Origin of the sequence: Rickettsia endosymbiont of Polydrusus tereticollis, assembly GCF_964026385.1 — a bacterium.
In the GTDB taxonomy this organism is placed as follows: Bacteria; Pseudomonadota; Alphaproteobacteria; order Rickettsiales; family Rickettsiaceae; genus Rickettsia.
This window is the reverse complement of record NZ_OZ032142.1, coordinates 941,700-961,763: the sequence shown is the minus strand read 5'-3', so window position 1 is coordinate 961,763 and position 20,064 is coordinate 941,700. Positions and strand designations below refer to the sequence as shown.

Below are 20,064 nucleotides of genomic sequence, written 5' to 3'. Positions count from 1 at the left end.
TAAAATCGAAAAAACTTTCTCAAAAAGAATCTTTTTGCGTAATTTATGCCGTTCTTAAAGCTTCCTATGTGGTTTGCGTAAAAACGAGGTCTTGTTGCACGTCTTGAAAAAAGTGCTATATGTCATTCCTGCGAAAGCAGGAATCCAGAAAAAACACTTAAAATAAGTAAAATTATATAAAAATTTACTATATAATTCGCTTAAATATTTTCTGGATTCCCGCCTTCGCGGGAATGACATGGAAAATTTGAGCCACGCAACAACGCCTCCAATTGCTTACAATGACGGATCATTTCTTACACCATGCAGCAATGCCATAAATTTACCGCACTTTGTGTTTAAAATATCATCACTTTATTAATATTCAAGTGATATAGACCGGTATGATAGTTTATATCATTGAAAAGCTTTTTTAAAATCCTCAAACTATTTAAGATTAAGTTAACTAAATAACTTAAATTTACTAAAATATCAAAGTCAGTTTACGTTACAAAAATTGCTGCTTTTTAATTAACAATTATTTATTTATGAATTTATGAAGAAATATCTTAAGAGGTGTTTTAAGCGTGTTAACTTTATGATATTAAATATATTGATTGTTTCAGGGAATATTACGGCAGCTACTACTAATACCACTTTTCAGGTTACTGCTACTATCCTTGACGCTTGCAGCATTTCAGCAAATGCTCTTAACTTTGGTAGCTATGTATATACGGCTAATTCAGATCAAATAACAACTATTAACGTAACGTGTACAGCCGGCACAACATATAAGATTGCTTTAGATGCCGGCTTATCCGGAGGTACAACCTCAAGCCGCAAAATGAGAGGAACGCCGACAACAAATACCCTAAACTATTTTCTTTACTCTGATTTTGGTAGGACTGCTAACTGGGGAAATATAATAGGCACTGATACGGTAGCAGGTACAGGAGATGGTACTACTCAAGGGATAATAGTATATGGTAGGATTCCTTCAGGTCAGAATACTGCAGTTGTTGATTCTACTTATACAGATACAATAACCGTAACGGTAACATTTCCATAATTTTAGAATAGAGATTACATAATATGAAAAAACAATTTTACGCCCTATTAACTGTGATATTAATCTGCCTTAATTCCTCTGTTGCTCAAGCGGTTTTTACTATCGCTCCGGTAAAACTGACGATAAATAAAGATAATAGGGTAGCTAATATTAACTTAAGAAATGATAACGATGGACCAAAGAGTTTTCAATTAGTACTTTATAAAGTAGAATATATCAAAGGTAAAGAAGTCTTAAAGGAAACAAAGGATTTGATGGCAACACCCGTAATGTTTAGAATCGGTGCCGGAAGAACTCAATTGATACGTATTGCTTTAACTAATAAAATGAGTTACAGCAGAGAACCGGACGCTTACCGCATTGCAGTAAAGGAGCTAGCACATAGGCAGCTAGACGTACAATCTCAAGTTCAGTTTGTAGTAGAGTTTAGAGTACCGGTAACTATAAATTAGGATGTCATTCCTGCCTGTATGGGAAGGTTGTTGTGTGGTTCTAAAAAAGTGCTATATGTCATTCCCGCGAAGGCGGGAATCCAGAAAAAACACTTACAATAAGCAAAATTATATAAAAATTTACTATATAATCCGCTTAAATATTCTCTGGATTCCCGCCTTCGCGGGAATGACATAAAAAATTCGAGCCATGCGGGCTGTCGGTCAAGCCACGGCACGACAAGCGTTGACGCCCATCATCATTACCGGAATGGCAAAGAGATTGTGGGAATGATAATAAATCAACAATTTCTTAAGATGGTTTTTCGTATTAAGATATTATTAATTGCAAGCATTATCTTACTAATAACTACTAGCTTTGCTGATGATAATATAGAAAATAGTACAGAAAATGGAGCATTAATAGTAACGTTAAAGGTTAATTACATTGACTCTGAGAATTTTTCTATAGTAGTAAAGAATAACGCAAACCATATGTTAGTCCCTTTAGATGATCTGAAGGCCTTTAATATTAAAGATGAATATTTAGAAAGTGCTAGCATAGATTTACACGATATACGTTATGTTAATTTAAATTTACTTCAAGGAGTAAATTATCATTTAGATGAAGAAACTTTAGCTTTAGAAATCAAATTTCCTCCTAGTCAAATGAAACTTCAACAATTTAATGCTATAGAGATGCCAGAGAAAGAAATTTCCGGTAAGCAGATAAGCGGAGCATTTCTAAATTATGACTTAATATTAACGGATACCTCCCACTCCAAATCTTTAGCCGGCTTCCAAGAGTTAAATTATTTCTGTGAATATGGAACATTGAGTAATAGTTTTGTTATGCGAAGTGCACCTGTTAATTCCAGTTTTAAACCACAAAAGAATTTTAAACGAGACTATAATATTTTTACTAGGCTTGAAACAAATTGGACGTTTGATAACGTCGAGAATGTTGCTAGGTGGAGGATCGGCGATAGCCTAACAAAAGCGGCGGATTGGTCTAATAGTAGCAGGTTCATCGGTTTGCAATATGCTACTAACTTTTCGGTAAGACGAGTCAGTCATATAATTTGTGTAAGTTGAAAAAAAGCAGATAAAGAATTACTGTAAAAAATAACAACTTAACCAAAGGAAATTATGGCTAAAAAATTAGAACAAGAGACAGCAAAAACAAATATAAATAATGAACTAGTAGAAGAGCTATTATCGCAAGCTAATCCTTCTGAGCTATTTGGTAAAGATGGACTGTTTCAGCAACTAAAGAAGCGTCTAGTAGAAAGAATATTGGAAAGTGAACTAAATCATGAATTAGGATATTCTAGGCATAGTAAAGTAGCGAAGATAGATAGCAATCGTAGGAATGGTACAACAGAAAAAACAATAATAGACGAGAGCGGTCAAAAAATAGTAATTGATGTACCACGTGATAGAGATAGTGAGTTTGAACCGCAACTAATCCCTAAAGGAGTTAGAAGGTTTTCCGGATTTGATGATACGGTTATTTCTCTCTACGCTCGAGGTATGACCATGAGTGAGATACAAGCACATTTAGAAGAAATCTACCACACTGAAGTTTCTAAGGAGCTCATCTCTACTATTACCGATGGAGTAATGGAAGATGTAATAAGATGGCAAGCTCGAGCATTAGATAGGATATATCCGATTGTTTATTTAGACTGTATAATGGTAAAAGCAAGAGATAATAATATGGTTATAAATAAAGCTGTTTACCTTGCTATTGCAGTTAATACAGAAGGTAAGAAAGAGTTGCTTGGTATTTGGATTAGCAAAAATGAAGGTGCAAAATTTTGGATGCAAGTTGTAACCGAGCTAAAAAATCGAGGTATAGAACAAATTTATGTAGCATGTATTGATGGGCTTAAAGGCTTTAGAGATGCCATAAACAGTATATTTCCAAATACTATAGTACAGCTTTGTATCGTGCATATGGTTCGTAATTCTGTAAAATATGTTTCTTATAAAGATCTTAAAGAAGTAACGTCTGACTTAAAACAAATCTATACAGCAAATAATGAGAGCATGGCAAATTTAGCATTAGAAGAGTTTGCTAAAAAATGGGATAGCAAATATCCGGTTATTTCTGATATATGGAAACGTAATTGGACTGGAATAGTGCCTTTTTTTGCCTTTCCGGAAGAAATTAGAAGGGTCATCTATACTACTAATACGATTGAATCGGTAAATCGTCAAATCCGTAAAATTATCAAAAATAAGGGAGTTTTTCCAGATGATAAATCTATTACAAAAATCGTCTTTCTGGCCCTAAAAAATGCTGCAAAAAAATGGACCATGCCCATTAGAGAATGGTCCCTTGCTTTAAATCAATTTGAGATACTTTGCGGAGATTTTAAATATGAATTATTAGAAAATGAATTTTAGATACTTACACAAAATTTATGATTGACTCATAAAACACTATTATACGCTCATGATTTACATTAAAAATCTTTTTAGTGTAAAGATTATTTCTGCATATCTAATAGTAATTGTTTTCTAGTACTTGCATCTGGATTATCAGGATCCAATTCTAACCCGGATATTGCATGAGATATAGGAGACAAAATCCTCGTAAAGCTGTATAATACTGGTATTTCATTAGAATAATACAAAGGATTTTGTCATGACAAATTGTATAGCATATAGTTACCAGTTTTCCAAAGTAAAAAATCGGACAATAGAGATAAATTTCACTGGAGGTGATATTAGTAGCGATGGAGGTGTGTTGTTATTAAGAGAAGCAGATAAAAGGCTTGGTATAACAGAGGAGCTTGCTAAAATATTTCCTGATAGACGAGATGGTAGTAAAATTACCCATAATATGGCAACAATGCTGAGGCAACGAATTTATGGTATTGCATTAGGTTATGAAGATTTAAATGACCACAATTATCTACGAAAATGTCCTGCTATGCAAACAGCTATGGAAACAATTGATGATATGGCAAGTAGTTCTACCTTATGTCGTATAGAAAACAATGCTGATAGACACTTTGCAATTAAAGTGCATGAACTAATGCTTGATAAATTTATTAAGTCTCATAAAATAGTACCAAAGCAGCTAATACTTGATTTTGATGCTACGGATGATGAAATTCATGGGCAACAGGAAGGTAAGTTTTATCATGGTTATTACGGTCATAATTGCTTTTTACCTTTGTATGTTTTTTGTGGAAAGCATCTGTTAGTTAGTTATCTTAGGACGTCAAAGCAGGATCAAGCAAAACATTCTTGGGCAATATTATCATTGTTAGTAAAACGTTTTCGCCAAGCTTGGCCAGAGGTAAAGATTATTTTTCGTGGTGATAGTGGATTTTGTCGTCATCAGATGTTTGATTGGTGTGATATTCATAATATAAAATATATTGTAGGAATGCCCCAAAATAACAGACTAAATGAGTTACTGAAACCTACAATGGAGAAGTCAAAAGCAGCATTTATTATAACCCAAGAAAAGCAACGTCTTTTTAGTGAGTTTCCATATAAGGCTGGTAGTTGGAGTCATGAACGTAGAATAATTGGTAAGGCAGAAATGACAATGCTTGGAGAAAATCCAAGGTATATAGTAACTAATTTATCAGATAAACCTGAAGATTTATACGACAAAGTTTACTGTGGTCGTGGTGATATGGAAAACCGTATAAAAGAGCAACAACTAGAATTATTTGCAGATCGTACTTCTTGTCATAGATGGTGGGCTAATCAGCTCAGAATGATTTTATCGGGTCTTGCATACACTTTAGTAGAATATATCAGAGGTAATTTATTACAAGGTAGTGCATTAGCAAAAGCACAAATAGGTACAATACGTTTAAAATTATTAAAAATTGGGGTAGTAATTATCCGTAATACTAGGCGTATTAAGTTTTTGTTATCTTCATCATATCCTTACCGACAGGTATGGAATCATGTGATGAAGAAATTAGCATTAGAATAACCTAGATTAGCACTGTTCCCGGTGCTTAGAAAAAATGGGGTAAGGGGCATTACATCTAAAATTTGAAAATAACGGCTTCAAAGCACTTTTTGGCAAAATTTTTACAAAAGTATCATTGCTAATATTATAAATTACTCAATTTCTTACTTTAAATCTCACTTCATGCAATATCCGGGCTAACGCTTTATTAAATGATTCGAGGGCTAAGTTATATTTTTTCCAATTAAATAATGTAACACCCTTATCAATATGAGGTGTAGGATTATTAGGGTCTAATTCTATTGCTTTATTAAATGATTTCAGTGCAAGTTCATATTTACCAAGCTTTCCTAATAATGATCCTTGCATAATATAATTAGTAGTATCTATAGGATCAAGTTGTATGGCTTTATTATAAGACTCAAGTGCTAACTCGTATTTATCTAAACTATATAATGTACGTCCTTTATCACTATAAGCTATAGGATTATTAGGGTCTAACTCTATTGCTTTATTATGTGATTTCAGTGCAAGCTCGTATTTACCAAGCTTTCCTAATAGTGATCCTTGGTTGATATAATAAGTAGCATCTGTAGGATTAAGTTGTACGGCTTTATTATAAGATTCAAGTGCAAGCTCATATTTACCTAAGTTTTCTAACACTACCCCCTTATTAGAATAGGCTCCAGAGTATGTAGGGTTTAATTCAATTACTTTATCATATGAATTAACTGCAAGTTCATATTCTCCAAGACCAATTAAAACAGCTCCTTTATTAAGATAAATTTTAAAATCATTAGGATCAACTTCAATTGCTTTATTATACACTTCAAGAGTATGCAACGACAAAATTTATTGCCTGGGGATGACAGCTAACTTTGCCGGTAAGAGGGTGGATAAGTTTGCATAAATAAGCCTCCTTTTTGTTAATGCTTTATAATATTGGAATATTTACTTAAGTTTAAATTCTAGATATAACAACGTTAAATTTGTGTCATACTTGATTTTATAATTGTTTTTCTGTAAGTATTAAGTTTGTTTAAGAGCATGTTTTTTCCTATAACTTTCAGAATTAATTTCTAGAATCGTAGAATGATGAATTAGCCTATCGATAGCTGCTACAGTCATAGAGTTTGTAGCAAAAATACTATCCCATTCACTAAAAGGCTGATTAGATGTAACAATAAGACTCCCTGATTCATATCGCTGAGCAATCAGTTCGAACAAAACATGCGTTTCAGCTTCATCCTTACGTACATATCCTATATCATCAAGGATAATAACATCATATTTATCAAGTTTAGCAAGTTCTGCCGGAAGGCGACAATCTCGACGAGAGGCTTGCAGATTTTGAACAAGCTTAGTGGGGGAAGTAAAGAGTACTCTGATATTTTTTTCTACCAATGCATACCCTAGTGCAGCAACTAAATGACTTTTTCCTACCCCGGATGGACCAAAAACTAATAAATTTTCGGCTCGCTTAACCCAACTAATATTACAAGCTAGGTCATCTACTTTTGCTTTATTTAAAGTTTGAACCTGACTAAAATCAAAAGTAGCTAAAGATTTACCTACCGGTAGATGAGCTTTTCTTAAATAAGTTTGAATCTTTTTCCTCTGACGAGCTTCTACTTCATATTCAAAAAGGATAGATAAAAACTTAGTATAATCCCATCCCTCATGCTCTGCTTTTTGTAAAATCGATTGCCATAATTCAAGTATAGTAGGTAGACGTAACTCTTTTAAAAGTATAGGTAGTGCTGTAGCATTATGCATGGCTAACCTCTCTTACTAAAAATGAAGGCAAAAGATGATTATATGTTTGTAGTGAATGTTGCTTAATTTCTACAGGAGGAGGTACTAACTTCATACAAGGTTGATATCGGTTTTGTAACGTTCCTAAACAAGGAACCTTACCTTTAATTAGGGATGACACAACAAATTCTCCTAATTGTTGCTCACAGTTATAATCTGCTGCAAGCTTTAAAATACCTACCATCAATTTATTAGCCTGACGTGGTGTACAATGTTGATCAATTAGCAACCAAATTTTTTTATATATAGGAGTTGGTAGTATGTCATCCCGCAGAATAGAATAGCGAAAAGCTCCGGGTTTACGTACCAAGCTATTAATTAAATGACGATAATTAATGCATCTAGCTGCTTTTTGCTTGTCATCCCCTCTTACTCTAGGTGATCTGTCAACAGTTTTCCGGACAGTTTTTTACGCACATTTTTGTATTTTTTCGTATTGTACTGGTGATAGATAATCGTTAGCAGAATGCATTCTTATACGATTATAAAATACCTCTATATATTCAAATATAGCATGTTTTGCTTCCTCCCTAGTTTTAAATTTATGTTGATAAATTAATTCTGTTTTTATAGTATGAAAAAAGCTTTCAGCAACAGCATTATCCCAGCAATTTCCTTTACGACTCATACTCTGTATAATACCATGTTGTTTTATAAGTTTTAAATGACTATCAGAACAATATTGGCTACCTCTATCAGTATGCCAAATAAGCTTTTTAGGTGGTTTACGTTGCCATATTGCCATTAGCAAAGCATTATTAACTAAATCAGCTTTCATATTACTATTCATTGACCAGCCTATTACTTTTCTAGAAAATAGATCAATAACTGTTGCTAAATATAACCATCCTTCTCCAGTTGGGATATAGGTGATATCACCAACCCAATAACAATTAACATTAGAAACTTTAAACTGTCTATCCAATAAATTAGGAGCAACTTGCTTATTATGCTTAGAATCAGTAGTTGCTTTAAATTTATACTTAGTTTTACATACTAAGCCAGCTTCATTCATTAGTCTTGTAATTCTCCTACGACTAACAATTATGCCTTGCCTCAACAAAGCCTTTTTAATGGGTCTAGATCCATAATTTCGTCTACCTTCCTGAAAAATAGCTCTAACCTTACAGGTTAATTCTCTATTTTCTTTATCCCTATTGCATCCAGGGTTATTTAACCACTCATAATAACCGCTACGTGATACCTTCATACATTTGCACATAATTGCAATTGAGAAATCATCTTGATGCTTCTTTATCCATGCATACCTTACAGGGACTCTTTTGCAAAGTACGCTGCAGCCTTTTTTAGTATATCACGCTCCTGTGTTACTATCACCAGCTCTTTCTTTAATCTTTTTAATTCATCATACAGATGTTCATCTGTTCTTGTTATTGATTCTTCAAATTGTTTAGAATATTTATCTATCCAACTATATAAAGTATTCTTACTGATACCTAATTCTTTTGCAGTCTGAATAACAGGTCGCTTCGATTCAGTTGCCAATTTAACTGCTGATTCTTTAAATTCACTAGAATACATTTTTGTTTTTGTCATACTGTATTTCCTTTCTGTTAATATTGTCTCATACTAACTGTCCGGAATACTATAGCCACATCATATGCCCATTATCTTCGTCCGCTAGAAAGTATTTGGTAGTCATAAGTTTATATGATTTTTTAGAAAGAATTTTTCCTTGATTCAGAGCTTTATACCATTTAATAAGATCAAAAGTGTTAGAGACGATCCCCACATCCGCATAAGGACGAGCAACAAAATCAGCATTAGCTAAAGAAAATATAGGTTTATTGTTAGTAGGTTCAATAAAATACCTAATGGGATAATTCGCACTAACATCATTTCTTTGAATTCCGATAGCTTCATAAAACGAAGCAAGTTTTGTAGATTTCATATGCAGAGGATTAAAAAATTCATCTCGAAAGAAATCAGCTAGATTTTGACCGCTTACTTTTTCAATAATCATGCCGAGTACAATAAAATTAGTATGACTATAATTATATTTTTTACCTATCTGTACTTCTAAAGGCTTTGTAGTAACATATTGTATTATTTTTTTATTAGCCTCTTTCTGAGACATATCAAAATCTAGCTTAACAAACCCAAAATACTCGGCAAGACCGCTAGTATGAGTTAGTAAATTATGAATTGATATTTTATACGCCCAATCAGGTATAACGCCTTGCCAAATATCGGCATCAAGATATTGATAAATTTTATCGTTAACATTTAATAATCCTTTATCTTGCAGCCTTAAAATCCCTGCAGCCGTGATCGGTTTTATGCCTGAAGAAACAGGCATTACTTCATTAGTCTTTAATTGATCACCGCTTAAAGAAAAAATTCCCTTAGCTCCTGTTATTAAAATCTTTTCATCATTCTCAAACCTAAAGACTGCATTCAGAAACCTGTTGGCTAAGTAATCTTTTTCAGCAACTATAATCCTTTCCTGCATATCTGCAAAACTATCTACATTATCAATTAACAGAAAAATAAATAACAAAAAATATTTACGTGTCACAATCACTCCTTATAAAAAATGTACTTTCTTCTACTTCGGATTAATAATATATACATGTAAAGTAAAATCTTCTAAAAAATATGAAGTTAAAGGTTTTATTTGATATTAAAAAAATAATTCGGCAATTTTACCTCTAAAGTAATTTCTTCACCGAATATTTTTTCATGTAAAACTATCTTGCTTGCATGAAGTAGCATATGTTTAGAATATGAAGAAGATTGTGCAGAACCATATTTAGTATCGCCGACTATCGGACAATTTAACAATTTCGCATGAAATCTTAACTGATGCATTCTGCCGGTAATCGGTGTAAATTCTATTAACGATAAGTTGTTATTAAGAGGTTTTAATAATTTATAATAAGTAATTGCGAGTTTGCCGTTTTCATTATCGACATCAACAATTTCATACGCTCCGTCTCTTTTCTTTCCTATTAACCCACGAATCTCTCCCGAGTCTTCAAGAGGTCTACCGAAAACCACGGCAATATAAGTTTTTGCAATTAGCTTTTCTTTAAAAGCATTTACGAGCTTTACACTGCTTTCATAATTTTTAGCAACTAATAATAAACCGCTTGTTTCCTTATCTAACCTATGCACTAATTTATAGTTTAAATACTTCAATGCGTCATCGATAGAAAGGTTGATTTTAGTCCCCCCTTGCGTTGCAAGCCCGGCAGGCTTATTAATCGCTATAAAATGCTCATTTTCATAGATTAAATAATCTTTAGTAATTTTGCTTGCCAATTTAATTACTGAATCGGAAAATATTACTTCCAAGGTTTCTTCTTGCGGTAAATTTAATTTGTCGTTTATAAAAATTTCATCATCTTCCTTTACTCTTAAATTTGCCTCTACTTTATGACCGTTAACCATTATTTGCTTTTGCCTTAAAGCTCGCTCAATAATTCCTTGCGTAAGTCTAGGGTATAAACGCCTTAGATATTTGTCTAGCCTACAGGGAATAGTTGTATCTACTTTAATAATCATTTTAAATAAAACTCTTCAAGTTCCTTACTAACTCAGCATTGCCTGCGTGGATCAATAAGCACGCTCTTTATGTCATTCCTGCGAAAGCAGGAATCCAGAAAAAACACTTAAAATAAGTAAAATTATATAAAAATTTACTATATAATTTGCTTAAATATTCTCTGGATTCCCGCTTTCGCGGGAATGACATCGAAAATTAGAGTCATGCAACAATGCTAATGCCTCGCAGGAATGACATTTCAAGCTAAGTATTTTTAATTAAAAAATAACACCATATTATAGTAGACAATAGAATTACGGCAAAAATTTGATGCATAAGAGCAATTATAAGTGGAACAGCGTATAAAATAGTCAAAATGCCGGTTAGCATTTGTATTAGCAAAGCAATAATTAAACAGTAAGCTACTTTATTTAATTTTGGATGCCGAATTTTTAATAAACTCACTATAAGGAACGATACAATAATAAATACGCTATAAGCCCCTAACCTATGTATAAATTGGACAAAAACCGGATCGTACCAATTATTTATATTAGCAAAATTATTTTTTATCTCCAGAGGAACAAAACTATCACCCATCAACGGAAAGCTATTATATACAAGCCCGCCGTGCAAACCGGCAACTAAGCCGCCCAAGAAAATTTGTCCATAAACTATAGCAATAGCAGCTAAACAAAAGAATAACGGTATTTTTAAATTTATTTGCGGAGAAATTAAGAGAATATCAAAGCTATTTTTTATTAATTGATAAAAAAGTAAATGATAAATAATAACGGCAATAATTAAATGAAATGCTAACCTAAAATGGCTAACGCTTGGATTATTAATTAATCCGCTTTTAACCATATACCATCCCATAAAACCTTGTATACAAAACAATATTAATACAGAGATATAGGGTACAATTGCGTATCTTTTAATTTCTCTTTTCAAATAAAAATATATTAAAGGTAGGAGATATATTAAACCTGCAACTCTTCCGGCTAAACGATGAATAAATTCCAGCCAGTAAATAAATTTAAATTCCGACAAAGTCATACCGTAACGAATATGATATTCAGGAAATGTTTGATATTTAGCAAATTCTATTTGCCACTGCCAAGCATTTAGAGGGGGGACAATACCGGTTATAGGTTGCCATTCAACAATTGATAACCCCGATCCCGTAAGCCTGGTTACCCCGCCGATAAGAACCATGAATATTACCATAATACAACATAGGAATAACCATTTTGTAACTAACGCTTTGGACATAATTATTGACTAAGTTATACGGAAGATGTAATTCCCACCTGAAATAGGCATTGTTGCATGGCTCGAATTTTCGATGTCATTCCCGCGAAAGCGGGAATCCAGAGAATATTTAAGCGAATTATATAGTAAATTTCTATATAATTTTACTTATTTTAAGTGTTTTTTCTGGATTCCTGCTTTCGCAGGAATGACATACAGCACTTTTTTCGATCCATGCAACAACGCTCGCCGCAGCTAGGAATAATATCAACAATATCTTTAAGTTATCGGCGGTTGCTCACTATTTTCTTTAGAAGTATCTTTATTTAAATTACCGGCAGACGAACGCTTATAATTTCTTCTATTGCGATATTTACGTTTCGGCATCACTTTTGCCTCAACTCCCTCTATTGCTTTATTATCATCAGGTGCCGTATAACTTTCATCTCCCTTGGGATTATTTACCGGTGGTACGTCTTCAACATCATTGGTAACAGGTTCTTGTAGAGTTTTTACCGCTTCCGCATCTTTATTTTTTAATTCTTCAGAAGCTACCGATTCATTATTATTAGTTTTCCATTTCTGTTTACCTTTGCGTAGTGCCTCTTTCCTTTGCCCGACTCCTTCATGATTGTTAGCTTCATGATAATCAGCACTATCATTTTGGATCATCGGTTTACTTATTGCTTCGTTGACATTATTTTTTTTAAGCAATTTTATTTTTTCAATAGAATAATTATCCGAGGTAGCATTAGGATCGGAATAAAAATTAAGTTTTATATTATATTTTTCTTCAATAAATTTAATTTCTCGGCGTTTGCTATTAAGCAGATAAATTATTGAAGAAATATTTGCAAAAATATTTACTATATCAACGTTTTCCTCACAAATTTCGTCTTCTACCGTCCGTAAAATTAACATGGCATTGGATTCATCGGCACGTACTATCCCCTTACCGTTACAATGAGAACAAATTGCCGAATTAGCTTCCAAGAAAGAGGAACGCAATCTTTGTCTAGAAAATTCAAGCAAACCGAATTGACTAATATGACTGGTTTGTATACGAGCACGATCACGACTTAAAAACTCTTTAAAAGATCGCTCTATGATTTTACGGTTTCTAAGCTCACTCATATCGATAAAATCTACGACTAGCAAGCCCGATAAATCTCTAAGCTTAACTTGCCTTGCTACTTCTTTTGCTGCTTCTAAATTAGTCTTTAATGCCGTTTCTTCTATATTTTTTTCAGAAGTTGATTTACCGGAATTTACGTCGATAGAGATAAGTGCTTCGGTTGGATTAATTACGATATATCCACCGGAAGGTAAAGTAACAACCGGTTGATAAAGTTTGGACAATTGCTCTTCAACTTGAAATTTAGTAAAAATCGGTATTTTATTTTTATGCTCTTTAAGCTTTACAAGTTCCGAAGGTAAAATATCTTGCATAAATCGTGTGGCAGCCACATAAGCATCTTTCCCTTGGATTATGACCTCTTTGACGCTGTGATCACACATATCCCTGATAGTTTTACGAATTATACTATCTTCTGCATGTATAAAACAGGGAGCCGGAAATTTAGTAGTAGTTTTGCGAATTTTATTCCACAATTTCACTAAATAATTATAATCTTTCTTTAAGTCAAGAGTAGTACACCCCTTACCTGCAGTGCGAACAATGACGCTAGAGATATTTTTAGCATTCTCGTTATTTATTATTTTACTAATAATATTCTTAAGTCTCTTCCTCTCGTCAGCATTAGATATTTTTCGTGATACACCGTTTTGAGCGGATTTATTAGGCATTAGAACACAATATTTTCCGGCAAGCGATATGTAAGTGGTAAAAGAGGCACATTTATTACCTCTTTCTTCTTTGGTGACTTGGACTAATAATATTTGGTTTTTTCTTATTACTTCCTGAATTTTATACTGTTTATGAGGCGTGTTTTCTTCTTTAATATTAGTAATAATTTCGACATCGTCAGCCGCCTCTAAATTAAATTCCGACTGGAATTTATTGTCGACTAATTCTTCTATAACTTTTAAATCAATTTCTTCACTATCCATTAAAGGGTCGTAAGAAGCCGTTAAAGGGATTTCATCGCCTTCCTCTAAAACAATATCGTGCGATATTATTTCCGGAAATTCATTAACGGGGAAATTTTTCTCCGTCTGAGGTAAATTATAATAATTAGGGTGGATTTCACTAAAAGGTAAAAATCCGCTTTTATCCATACCGTACTCTATAAAAGCGGCTTGCAAAGACGGCTCTACTCGTGTTATTTTTGCTAAATAAATATTACCTTTATTTTGTTGTTTTATTGACGTTTCATATTCAATATCTTCTATATTGTCGCTATGTCCTAATAATGCCACTCTCGTTTCATTAGGAAAATTAGCGTCAATTATAATTTTTTTACTCATTAATTTTGCTCACTATGACTTAAACACAAAATAGTAACAATCTATAAGTTTATTATTGCCCTATTTCGGTTTGAATTTTTATATAATAAAGAACAGCTACCTGCTATATCCTCATATTATTATTTATTAAAATTTTTATATTTATTTATATTTACAGTAAAATTAAATATGTAGTTACATTACATGTATTTTTAAAATCTTTATATGATTTTAATAAAGTTATATACAAATCAAATGTAATACTTTAACATAATATGCATGTAAGTATATGAATTTATTAAACAATCATAAAATATAGATAACAGTAAAATATAGATTTAGGGGAAATAAATTATATTAAATTTAATTATGAGCTATATAATCTGAAGGCAAGGATAACCATATTCTTGACCATAATTTATATACCATGTATTTGTGTTTAGCAAACAATTATTTATGCCTTTAAAAGTCGATTATAAAACAATTTTTTTCTCTCTGCTGGGAATATTTTTTTTCTCTTGTATTAATAGTACTTACTTTTATATACTTAAACCTTTTTTACTAATTAAAGGTTTAAACGGGGAACAATTAGAACACCTCGCTCAAACTAGACTTCTCGGTTTTATAATAGCCGCCTTTTCTTTGACCCAATTAATTAATAAATTAAGCAATAAGAAAATCATAATTACTAGCTCATTTATAGTTATAATTAATATAATAAATCTTATTATATTTAATAATTATACTATAATTGAAATTAGTCTTGTCGTAATGAACGGTGCGGCATTTGCCTACTTTACCGCTGTAATAATGCATATTATTGAATCAGCGAATGATAAAAAATATCTTTTTTTATCCCTTATCATTTTTTTTTGGGCAGGTGGACATATTGCCGTATCTTTTCTAAAACCCTTATTAAAGCCTAATCCTTATACGATGGTAATTTGTGCCTTACTTTACTGCATCAATATTTTAACGGAATTATTACATACTAATAAAACTCCTCACAATTTAGAATCAAATTCCAAATTTTCCTTATTAATAAAAAATATAGAATTACAATTATTGACGGGTTTTATAGTAGCTTACGTTGCTTTTGACACATTATGGTATTATGAAGCTTTTGCTCTTAAACAAGAATTAGCATTAATAAGCTCAAACATTATATTTGCTTACATATTCAAAGCTATATTTTTTTCTATAATACCAATGTCTTATATACTAAATAAAGCTAACAAATATTTTGCTAACCTACTGTTAATATTAATACTTTTAGGATGTTTTATTTTATTACCTCTATATGGGATGAACCAAAGCTGGAATATATTACTTATAATCCTAGTCGGTATTTGCCTATGCTCGATTTTTATCTGCAATTTATTAATATTATTAGATAAGTTTAAAGCATATGATCTCCGAACCGCAATATTTTCATATTTTTCCATGTATGCGGTAGGAGTATATGCCGGTGCTTTATCTTCCAGCACGCCATATGGATTAGTTGAAGGTAATGACTTTTTATTTTCTATTTTTGCCGTGGTAGGAACTTTTGTAGTTTATTATTTTTGCTACTTTATTAAACATAGATTATATAAACATTAATAACTAAAATACCTAACCCGGATATTGCATGAGATATAGGAGACAAAATCCTCGTAAAGCTGTATAATACTGGTATTTCATTAGAATAATACAAAGGATTTTGTCATGACAAATTGTATAGCATATAGTTACCAGTTTTCCAAAGTAAAAAATCGGACAATAGAGATAAATTTCACTGGAGGTGATATTAGTAGCGATGGAGGTGTGTTGTTATTAAGAGAAGCAGATAAAAGGCTTGGTATAACAGAGGAGCTTGCTAAAATATTTCCTGATAGACGAGATGGTAGTAAAATTACCCATAATATGGCAACAATGCTGAGGCAACGAATTTATGGTATTGCATTAGGTTATGAAGATTTAAATGACCACAATTATCTACGAAAATGTCCTGCTATGCAAACAGCTATGGAAACAATTGATGATATGGCAAGTAGTTCTACCTTATGTCGTATAGAAAACAATGCTGATAGACACTTTGCAATTAAAGTGCATGAACTAATGCTTGATAAATTTATTAAGTCTCATAAAATAGTACCAAAGCAGCTAATACTTGATTTTGATGCTACGGATGATGAAATTCATGGGCAACAGGAAGGTAAGTTTTATCATGGTTATTACGGTCATAATTGCTTTTTACCTTTGTATGTTTTTTGTGGAAAGCATCTGTTAGTTAGTTATCTTAGGACGTCAAAGCAGGATCAAGCAAAACATTCTTGGGCAATATTATCATTGTTAGTAAAACGTTTTCGCCAAGCTTGGCCAGAGGTAAAGATTATTTTTCGTGGTGATAGTGGATTTTGTCGTCATCAGATGTTTGATTGGTGTGATATTCATAATATAAAATATATTGTAGGAATGCCCCAAAATAACAGACTAAATGAGTTACTGAAACCTACAATGGAGAAGTCAAAAGCAGCATTTATTATAACCCAAGAAAAGCAACGTCTTTTTAGTGAGTTTCCATATAAGGCTGGTAGTTGGAGTCATGAACGTAGAATAATTGGTAAGGCAGAAATGACAATGCTTGGAGAAAATCCAAGGTATATAGTAACTAATTTATCAGATAAACCTGAAGATTTATACGACAAAGTTTACTGTGGTCGTGGTGATATGGAAAACCGTATAAAAGAGCAACAACTAGAATTATTTGCAGATCGTACTTCTTGTCATAGATGGTGGGCTAATCAGCTCAGAATGATTTTATCGGGTCTTGCATACACTTTAGTAGAATATATCAGAGGTAATTTATTACAAGGTAGTGCATTAGCAAAAGCACAAATAGGTACAATACGTTTAAAATTATTAAAAATTGGGGTAGTAATTATCCGTAATACTAGGCGTATTAAGTTTTTGTTATCTTCATCATATCCTTACCGACAGGTATGGAATCATGTGATGAAGAAATTAGCATTAGAATAACCTAGATTAGCACTGTTCCCGGTGCTTAGAAAAAATGGGGTAAGGGGCATTACATCTAAAATTTGAAAATAACGGCTTCAAAGCACTTTTTGGCAAAATTTTTACAAAAGTATCATTGCTAATATTATAAATTACTCAATTTCTTACTTTAAATCTCACTTCATGCAATATCCGGGCTAAGCGTAGATGGTTAAAATCACCAAAAACTGTCACCTAGCGGCTTGCTAAGCGTTGTTGTATGGATCAAATTTTTGATGTCATTCTAGCTAAAAGCGGGAATCCAGAGAATATTTAAGCGAATTATATAGTAAATTTCTATATAATTTTGCTTATTTTAAGTGTTTTTCTGGATTCCCGCTTTTAGCTAGAATGACATATAGCACTTTTTTCGAGCCACGCAACAATACCTCCACCTTCGCAGGAATGGCATTAGGACGCTAGTATAGCAAAAAGCATTAAGGTATAGACCTTAATGGTTGAAGCTATATGTAATATTTTGTAACATAATATAGCTTGTACATATCAGCGTTAAATATTAATATTTTATTATATTTTTTAGATGATATAAATTAATGCAAGTATCACTACGGAAACCGGTTAGTTGTTATGGAATAGGAGTTCATTCGGGTAAAACTGCACAATTAACTTTAAAGCCTGCTAAAGAAGATACGGGTATTGTATTCGTTAGAACCGATATCTCGGTAGAGGAAACCAATTACATCCAAAGTAGTTATTTAAACGTTTCCGACACTTTGCTATCGACAAGTATAAAAAATCCTCACGGCGTATATGTTTCAACGATTGAACATTTAATGGCGGCACTTTGGGGCTGCGGAATCGATAACGCTATAATAGAAATTGACGGTCCGGAAGTACCGATAATGGACGGTAGCAGTAAACCGTTTGTTTTTATGATTGAGTGTGCAGGTAAAAAATTACAAAAAGCTTCTAAGAAATATTTGAAAATTTTAAAAGAAATAAAAGTAAGTCATAAAGATTGTGAGTTATTTTGCACTCCCTCCCCTAATATGACTATAGATTTAACTATAGACTTTACTAGTAAAGTTATCGGCAGACAAAATTTATTTTTTTCCGGAAAAGAGTTTTTTGAGAAAAATATTGCCGACGCTCGAACTTTCGGTTTTATACAAGATGTTGATTATTTAAAAAGTAAAGGTCTTGCACAAGGAGCTTCTCTTGATAATGCTATAGGTATCGACCGAGATACTATTTTAAATCCTGCCGGTCTGCGGCATGAAGATGAATTTGTTCGTCATAAACTCCTAGATTTATGCGGTGATTTATATACTAGCGGTGCTAATTTTATCGGAGCAATTAACGGTTATAAAACCAGCCATACATTAAATAATGAATTTTTACGACAAATATTTAGCGATCCCGGTGCTTATAAATTTGTTAGCAGCTCTGATTTAAATCCTTAATTTATTCTTCAAATATTCCATAATTTAAGTTTTCGATCCATACCCACGAGACATTATTGCATGGCTCTAAAAAAGTGTTATATGTCATTCCCGCGAAGGCGGGAATCCAGAAAAAACACTTAAAATAAGCAAAATTATATAAAAATTTACTATATAATTCGTTTAAATATTCTCTAGATTCCCGCCTTCGCGGGAATGACATCAAAAATTTATCCATGCAACAACGCTGGCTTGACCACGGTATGACACTAAACGCTTTGCAAAAATAGGTTCTGTGGATATTTATCAAATCACCTATTTAATAATTCTAACATAGTTTTACCGATATCGGCGGGCGATCTGGTAATAGTCACGCCGGCACTTTGCAGAGCTTCCAGCTTATCCTCGGCTGAACCTTTACCGCCGGATATAATAGCACCGGCATGCCCCATTCTTTTACCCGGCGGTGCGGTAATACCGGCGATGAAACTTACTATCGGTTTTTTTATTTTTGAATGTTTAATAAATTCAGCAGCTTTTTCTTCATCATCTCCGCCAATTTCACCGATTATAATAATTGATTTTGTTTCTTCATCTCTTAAAAACATTTCAATACAATCAACGAAATTAGTACCGTTAACCGGATCGCCGCCAATCCCTACACAAGTTGATTGGCCTAACCCCACCTCGGTAGTTTGTGCGACCGCTTCGTAAGTTAAAGTGCCGGACTTTGAAATAACGCCGACTGAACCTTTTTTATGGATATGACCCGGCATAATGCCAATTTTACACTCGTCCGGCGTAATCACGCCCGGGCAATTAGGACCGATTAATCTGGTTTTAGAACCGATAAGCACCCGCTTAACCTTTACCATATCAAGCACCGGTATCCCTTCGGTAATACATACGACGATTTCAATGCCCGCATCTATCGCCTCTAATATAGAATCGGCAGCATGAAGCGGCGGTACATAGATAACGCTGGCATTAGCTCCTGTTTTTACTTTTGCTTCGTGAACGGTATTATATACGGGCAGGTCAAGGTGAGTGTTTCCACCTTTGCCGGGAGTTACCCCGCCGACCATTTTTGTCCCGTAGATTATTGCTTGCTCGGAATGAAAGGTTCCTTGTGAACCGGTAAATCCTTGACAGATTACTTTAGTATTTTTATTGATTAATATTGCCATTTTTGCCTTATTTATTATTATTTTTTA

General features: G+C 32.9%; 16 protein-coding genes and 1 pseudogene. 8 read left to right on the top strand and 9 right to left on the bottom strand.

The window, feature by feature from the left end; genetic code table 11:
* Nucleotides 1-577: 577 nt before the first annotated feature.
* From AAGD48_RS04545 to AAGD48_RS04525, 5 genes are all read left to right on the top strand, one after another.
* Nucleotides 578-1,048, top strand: coding sequence for a spore coat U domain-containing protein (locus tag AAGD48_RS04545; RefSeq protein ID WP_341790602.1), 471 nt, complete (start codon nucleotides 578-580; stop codon nucleotides 1,046-1,048).
* 23 nt (nucleotides 1,049-1,071) lie between these two features.
* A complete protein-coding gene (locus tag AAGD48_RS04540) occupies nucleotides 1,072-1,500 on the top strand; it encodes a molecular chaperone (protein WP_341790601.1) in 429 nt (142 codons plus the stop codon).
* 270 nt (nucleotides 1,501-1,770) lie between these two features.
* Complete coding sequence (locus tag AAGD48_RS04535; RefSeq protein ID WP_341790600.1) at nucleotides 1,771-2,574, top strand: hypothetical protein; 804 nt, start codon at nucleotides 1,771-1,773, stop codon at nucleotides 2,572-2,574.
* Between the two features lie 54 nt (nucleotides 2,575-2,628).
* Entirely contained in the window at nucleotides 2,629-3,891 is a 1,263-nt protein-coding gene (locus AAGD48_RS04530; protein WP_341790305.1) for an IS256 family transposase, read from the top strand.
* A 241-nt stretch (nucleotides 3,892-4,132) separates the two neighbouring features.
* Nucleotides 4,133-5,446, top strand: coding sequence for an IS1380 family transposase (locus AAGD48_RS04525; protein ID WP_341789277.1), 1,314 nt, complete (start codon nucleotides 4,133-4,135; stop codon nucleotides 5,444-5,446).
* Nucleotides 5,447-5,581: 135 nt separating this feature from the next.
* On the opposite strand, the gene AAGD48_RS04520 is transcribed toward AAGD48_RS04525, so the two are convergent.
* The 8 genes and pseudogenes from AAGD48_RS04520 to AAGD48_RS04485 all read right to left on the bottom strand — a co-directional run bounded on the left by AAGD48_RS04520 (nucleotide 5,582) and on the right by AAGD48_RS04485 (nucleotide 14,429).
* Entirely contained in the window at nucleotides 5,582-6,274 is a 693-nt protein-coding gene (locus AAGD48_RS04520; protein ID WP_341790599.1) for a tetratricopeptide repeat protein, read from the bottom strand.
* 180 nt (nucleotides 6,275-6,454) lie between these two features.
* The gene (istB, locus tag AAGD48_RS04515) at nucleotides 6,455-7,201 is read right to left on the bottom strand and encodes an IS21-like element helper ATPase IstB (RefSeq protein ID WP_341789733.1); all 747 of its coding nucleotides are present in this window, start codon (nucleotides 7,199-7,201) and stop codon (nucleotides 6,455-6,457) included.
* Nucleotides 7,194-7,550, bottom strand: a complete 357-nt coding sequence (locus AAGD48_RS04510) for a hypothetical protein (RefSeq protein WP_341789734.1) — start codon at nucleotides 7,548-7,550, stop codon at nucleotides 7,194-7,196. The genes istB and AAGD48_RS04510 overlap by 8 nt, the downstream gene beginning before the upstream one ends.
* A gap of 99 nt (nucleotides 7,551-7,649) precedes the next feature.
* Nucleotides 7,650-8,797 (bottom strand): IS3 family transposase gene (locus AAGD48_RS04505; RefSeq protein ID WP_410526007.1). Its coding sequence is split into 2 segments (ribosomal slippage): nucleotides 7,650-8,551 and nucleotides 8,551-8,797, totalling 1,149 coding nucleotides; the frame shifts between segments, so codons are not numbered across the junction.
* 52 nt (nucleotides 8,798-8,849) lie between these two features.
* Nucleotides 8,850-9,779, bottom strand: a pseudogene (locus AAGD48_RS04500) (serine hydrolase domain-containing protein); the annotation flags it as partial.
* Between the two features lie 95 nt (nucleotides 9,780-9,874).
* A complete protein-coding gene (locus AAGD48_RS04495; protein ID WP_341790598.1) occupies nucleotides 9,875-10,768 on the bottom strand; it encodes an RluA family pseudouridine synthase in 894 nt (297 codons plus the stop codon).
* A gap of 244 nt (nucleotides 10,769-11,012) precedes the next feature.
* Nucleotides 11,013-12,023 (bottom strand): COX15/CtaA family protein, encoded by a 1,011-nt coding sequence (locus AAGD48_RS04490; protein ID WP_341790597.1) that lies wholly within the window; start codon nucleotides 12,021-12,023, stop codon nucleotides 11,013-11,015.
* A gap of 258 nt (nucleotides 12,024-12,281) precedes the next feature.
* Nucleotides 12,282-14,429: an Rne/Rng family ribonuclease gene (locus tag AAGD48_RS04485; RefSeq protein ID WP_341790596.1), complete on the bottom strand. Its 2,148-nt coding sequence runs from the start codon at nucleotides 14,427-14,429 to the stop codon at nucleotides 12,282-12,284.
* 435 nt (nucleotides 14,430-14,864) lie between these two features.
* On the opposite strand from AAGD48_RS04485, the gene AAGD48_RS04480 reads away from it, so the two are divergent.
* From AAGD48_RS04480 to lpxC, 3 genes are all read left to right on the top strand, one after another.
* Nucleotides 14,865-16,010, top strand: a complete 1,146-nt coding sequence (locus tag AAGD48_RS04480; RefSeq protein ID WP_341790595.1) for an MFS transporter — start codon at nucleotides 14,865-14,867, stop codon at nucleotides 16,008-16,010.
* Nucleotides 16,011-16,115: 105 nt separating this feature from the next.
* Nucleotides 16,116-17,429, top strand: coding sequence for an IS1380 family transposase (locus AAGD48_RS04475; RefSeq protein ID WP_341789277.1), 1,314 nt, complete (start codon nucleotides 16,116-16,118; stop codon nucleotides 17,427-17,429).
* Between the two features lie 572 nt (nucleotides 17,430-18,001).
* Entirely contained in the window at nucleotides 18,002-18,871 is an 870-nt protein-coding gene (gene lpxC, locus AAGD48_RS04470) for a UDP-3-O-acyl-N-acetylglucosamine deacetylase (protein ID WP_341790594.1), read from the top strand.
* A 290-nt stretch (nucleotides 18,872-19,161) separates the two neighbouring features.
* On the opposite strand, the gene sucD is transcribed toward lpxC, so the two are convergent.
* On the bottom strand, nucleotides 19,162-20,037 hold the full coding sequence (gene sucD / locus AAGD48_RS04465; RefSeq protein ID WP_341790593.1) for a succinate--CoA ligase subunit alpha: 876 nt from the start codon (nucleotides 20,035-20,037) through the stop codon (nucleotides 19,162-19,164).
* Nucleotides 20,038-20,064: the final 27 nt, after the last annotated feature.

Bases quoted from the DNA above. Each gene is read 5' to 3' on its own strand.
- AAGD48_RS04545 (WP_341790602.1), top strand. From the start codon at position 578: ATGATATTAAATATATTGATTGTTTCAGGGAATATTACGGCAGCTACT.
- AAGD48_RS04540 (WP_341790601.1), top strand. From the start codon at position 1,072: ATGAAAAAACAATTTTACGCCCTATTAACTGTGATATTAATCTGCCTT.
- AAGD48_RS04535 (WP_341790600.1), top strand. From the start codon at position 1,771: ATGATAATAAATCAACAATTTCTTAAGATGGTTTTTCGTATTAAGATA.
- AAGD48_RS04530 (WP_341790305.1), top strand. From the start codon at position 2,629: ATGGCTAAAAAATTAGAACAAGAGACAGCAAAAACAAATATAAATAAT.
- AAGD48_RS04525 (WP_341789277.1), top strand. From the start codon at position 4,133: ATGACAAATTGTATAGCATATAGTTACCAGTTTTCCAAAGTAAAAAAT.
- istB (WP_341789733.1), bottom strand. From the start codon at position 7,201: ATGCATAATGCTACAGCACTACCTATACTTTTAAAAGAGTTACGTCTA.
- AAGD48_RS04495 (WP_341790598.1), bottom strand. From the start codon at position 10,768: ATGATTATTAAAGTAGATACAACTATTCCCTGTAGGCTAGACAAATAT.
- AAGD48_RS04490 (WP_341790597.1), bottom strand. From the start codon at position 12,023: ATGTCCAAAGCGTTAGTTACAAAATGGTTATTCCTATGTTGTATTATG.
- AAGD48_RS04485 (WP_341790596.1), bottom strand. From the start codon at position 14,429: ATGAGTAAAAAAATTATAATTGACGCTAATTTTCCTAATGAAACGAGA.
- AAGD48_RS04480 (WP_341790595.1), top strand. From the start codon at position 14,865: ATGCCTTTAAAAGTCGATTATAAAACAATTTTTTTCTCTCTGCTGGGA.
- AAGD48_RS04475 (WP_341789277.1), top strand. From the start codon at position 16,116: ATGACAAATTGTATAGCATATAGTTACCAGTTTTCCAAAGTAAAAAAT.
- lpxC (WP_341790594.1), top strand. From the start codon at position 18,002: ATGCAAGTATCACTACGGAAACCGGTTAGTTGTTATGGAATAGGAGTT.
- sucD (WP_341790593.1), bottom strand. From the start codon at position 20,037: ATGGCAATATTAATCAATAAAAATACTAAAGTAATCTGTCAAGGATTT.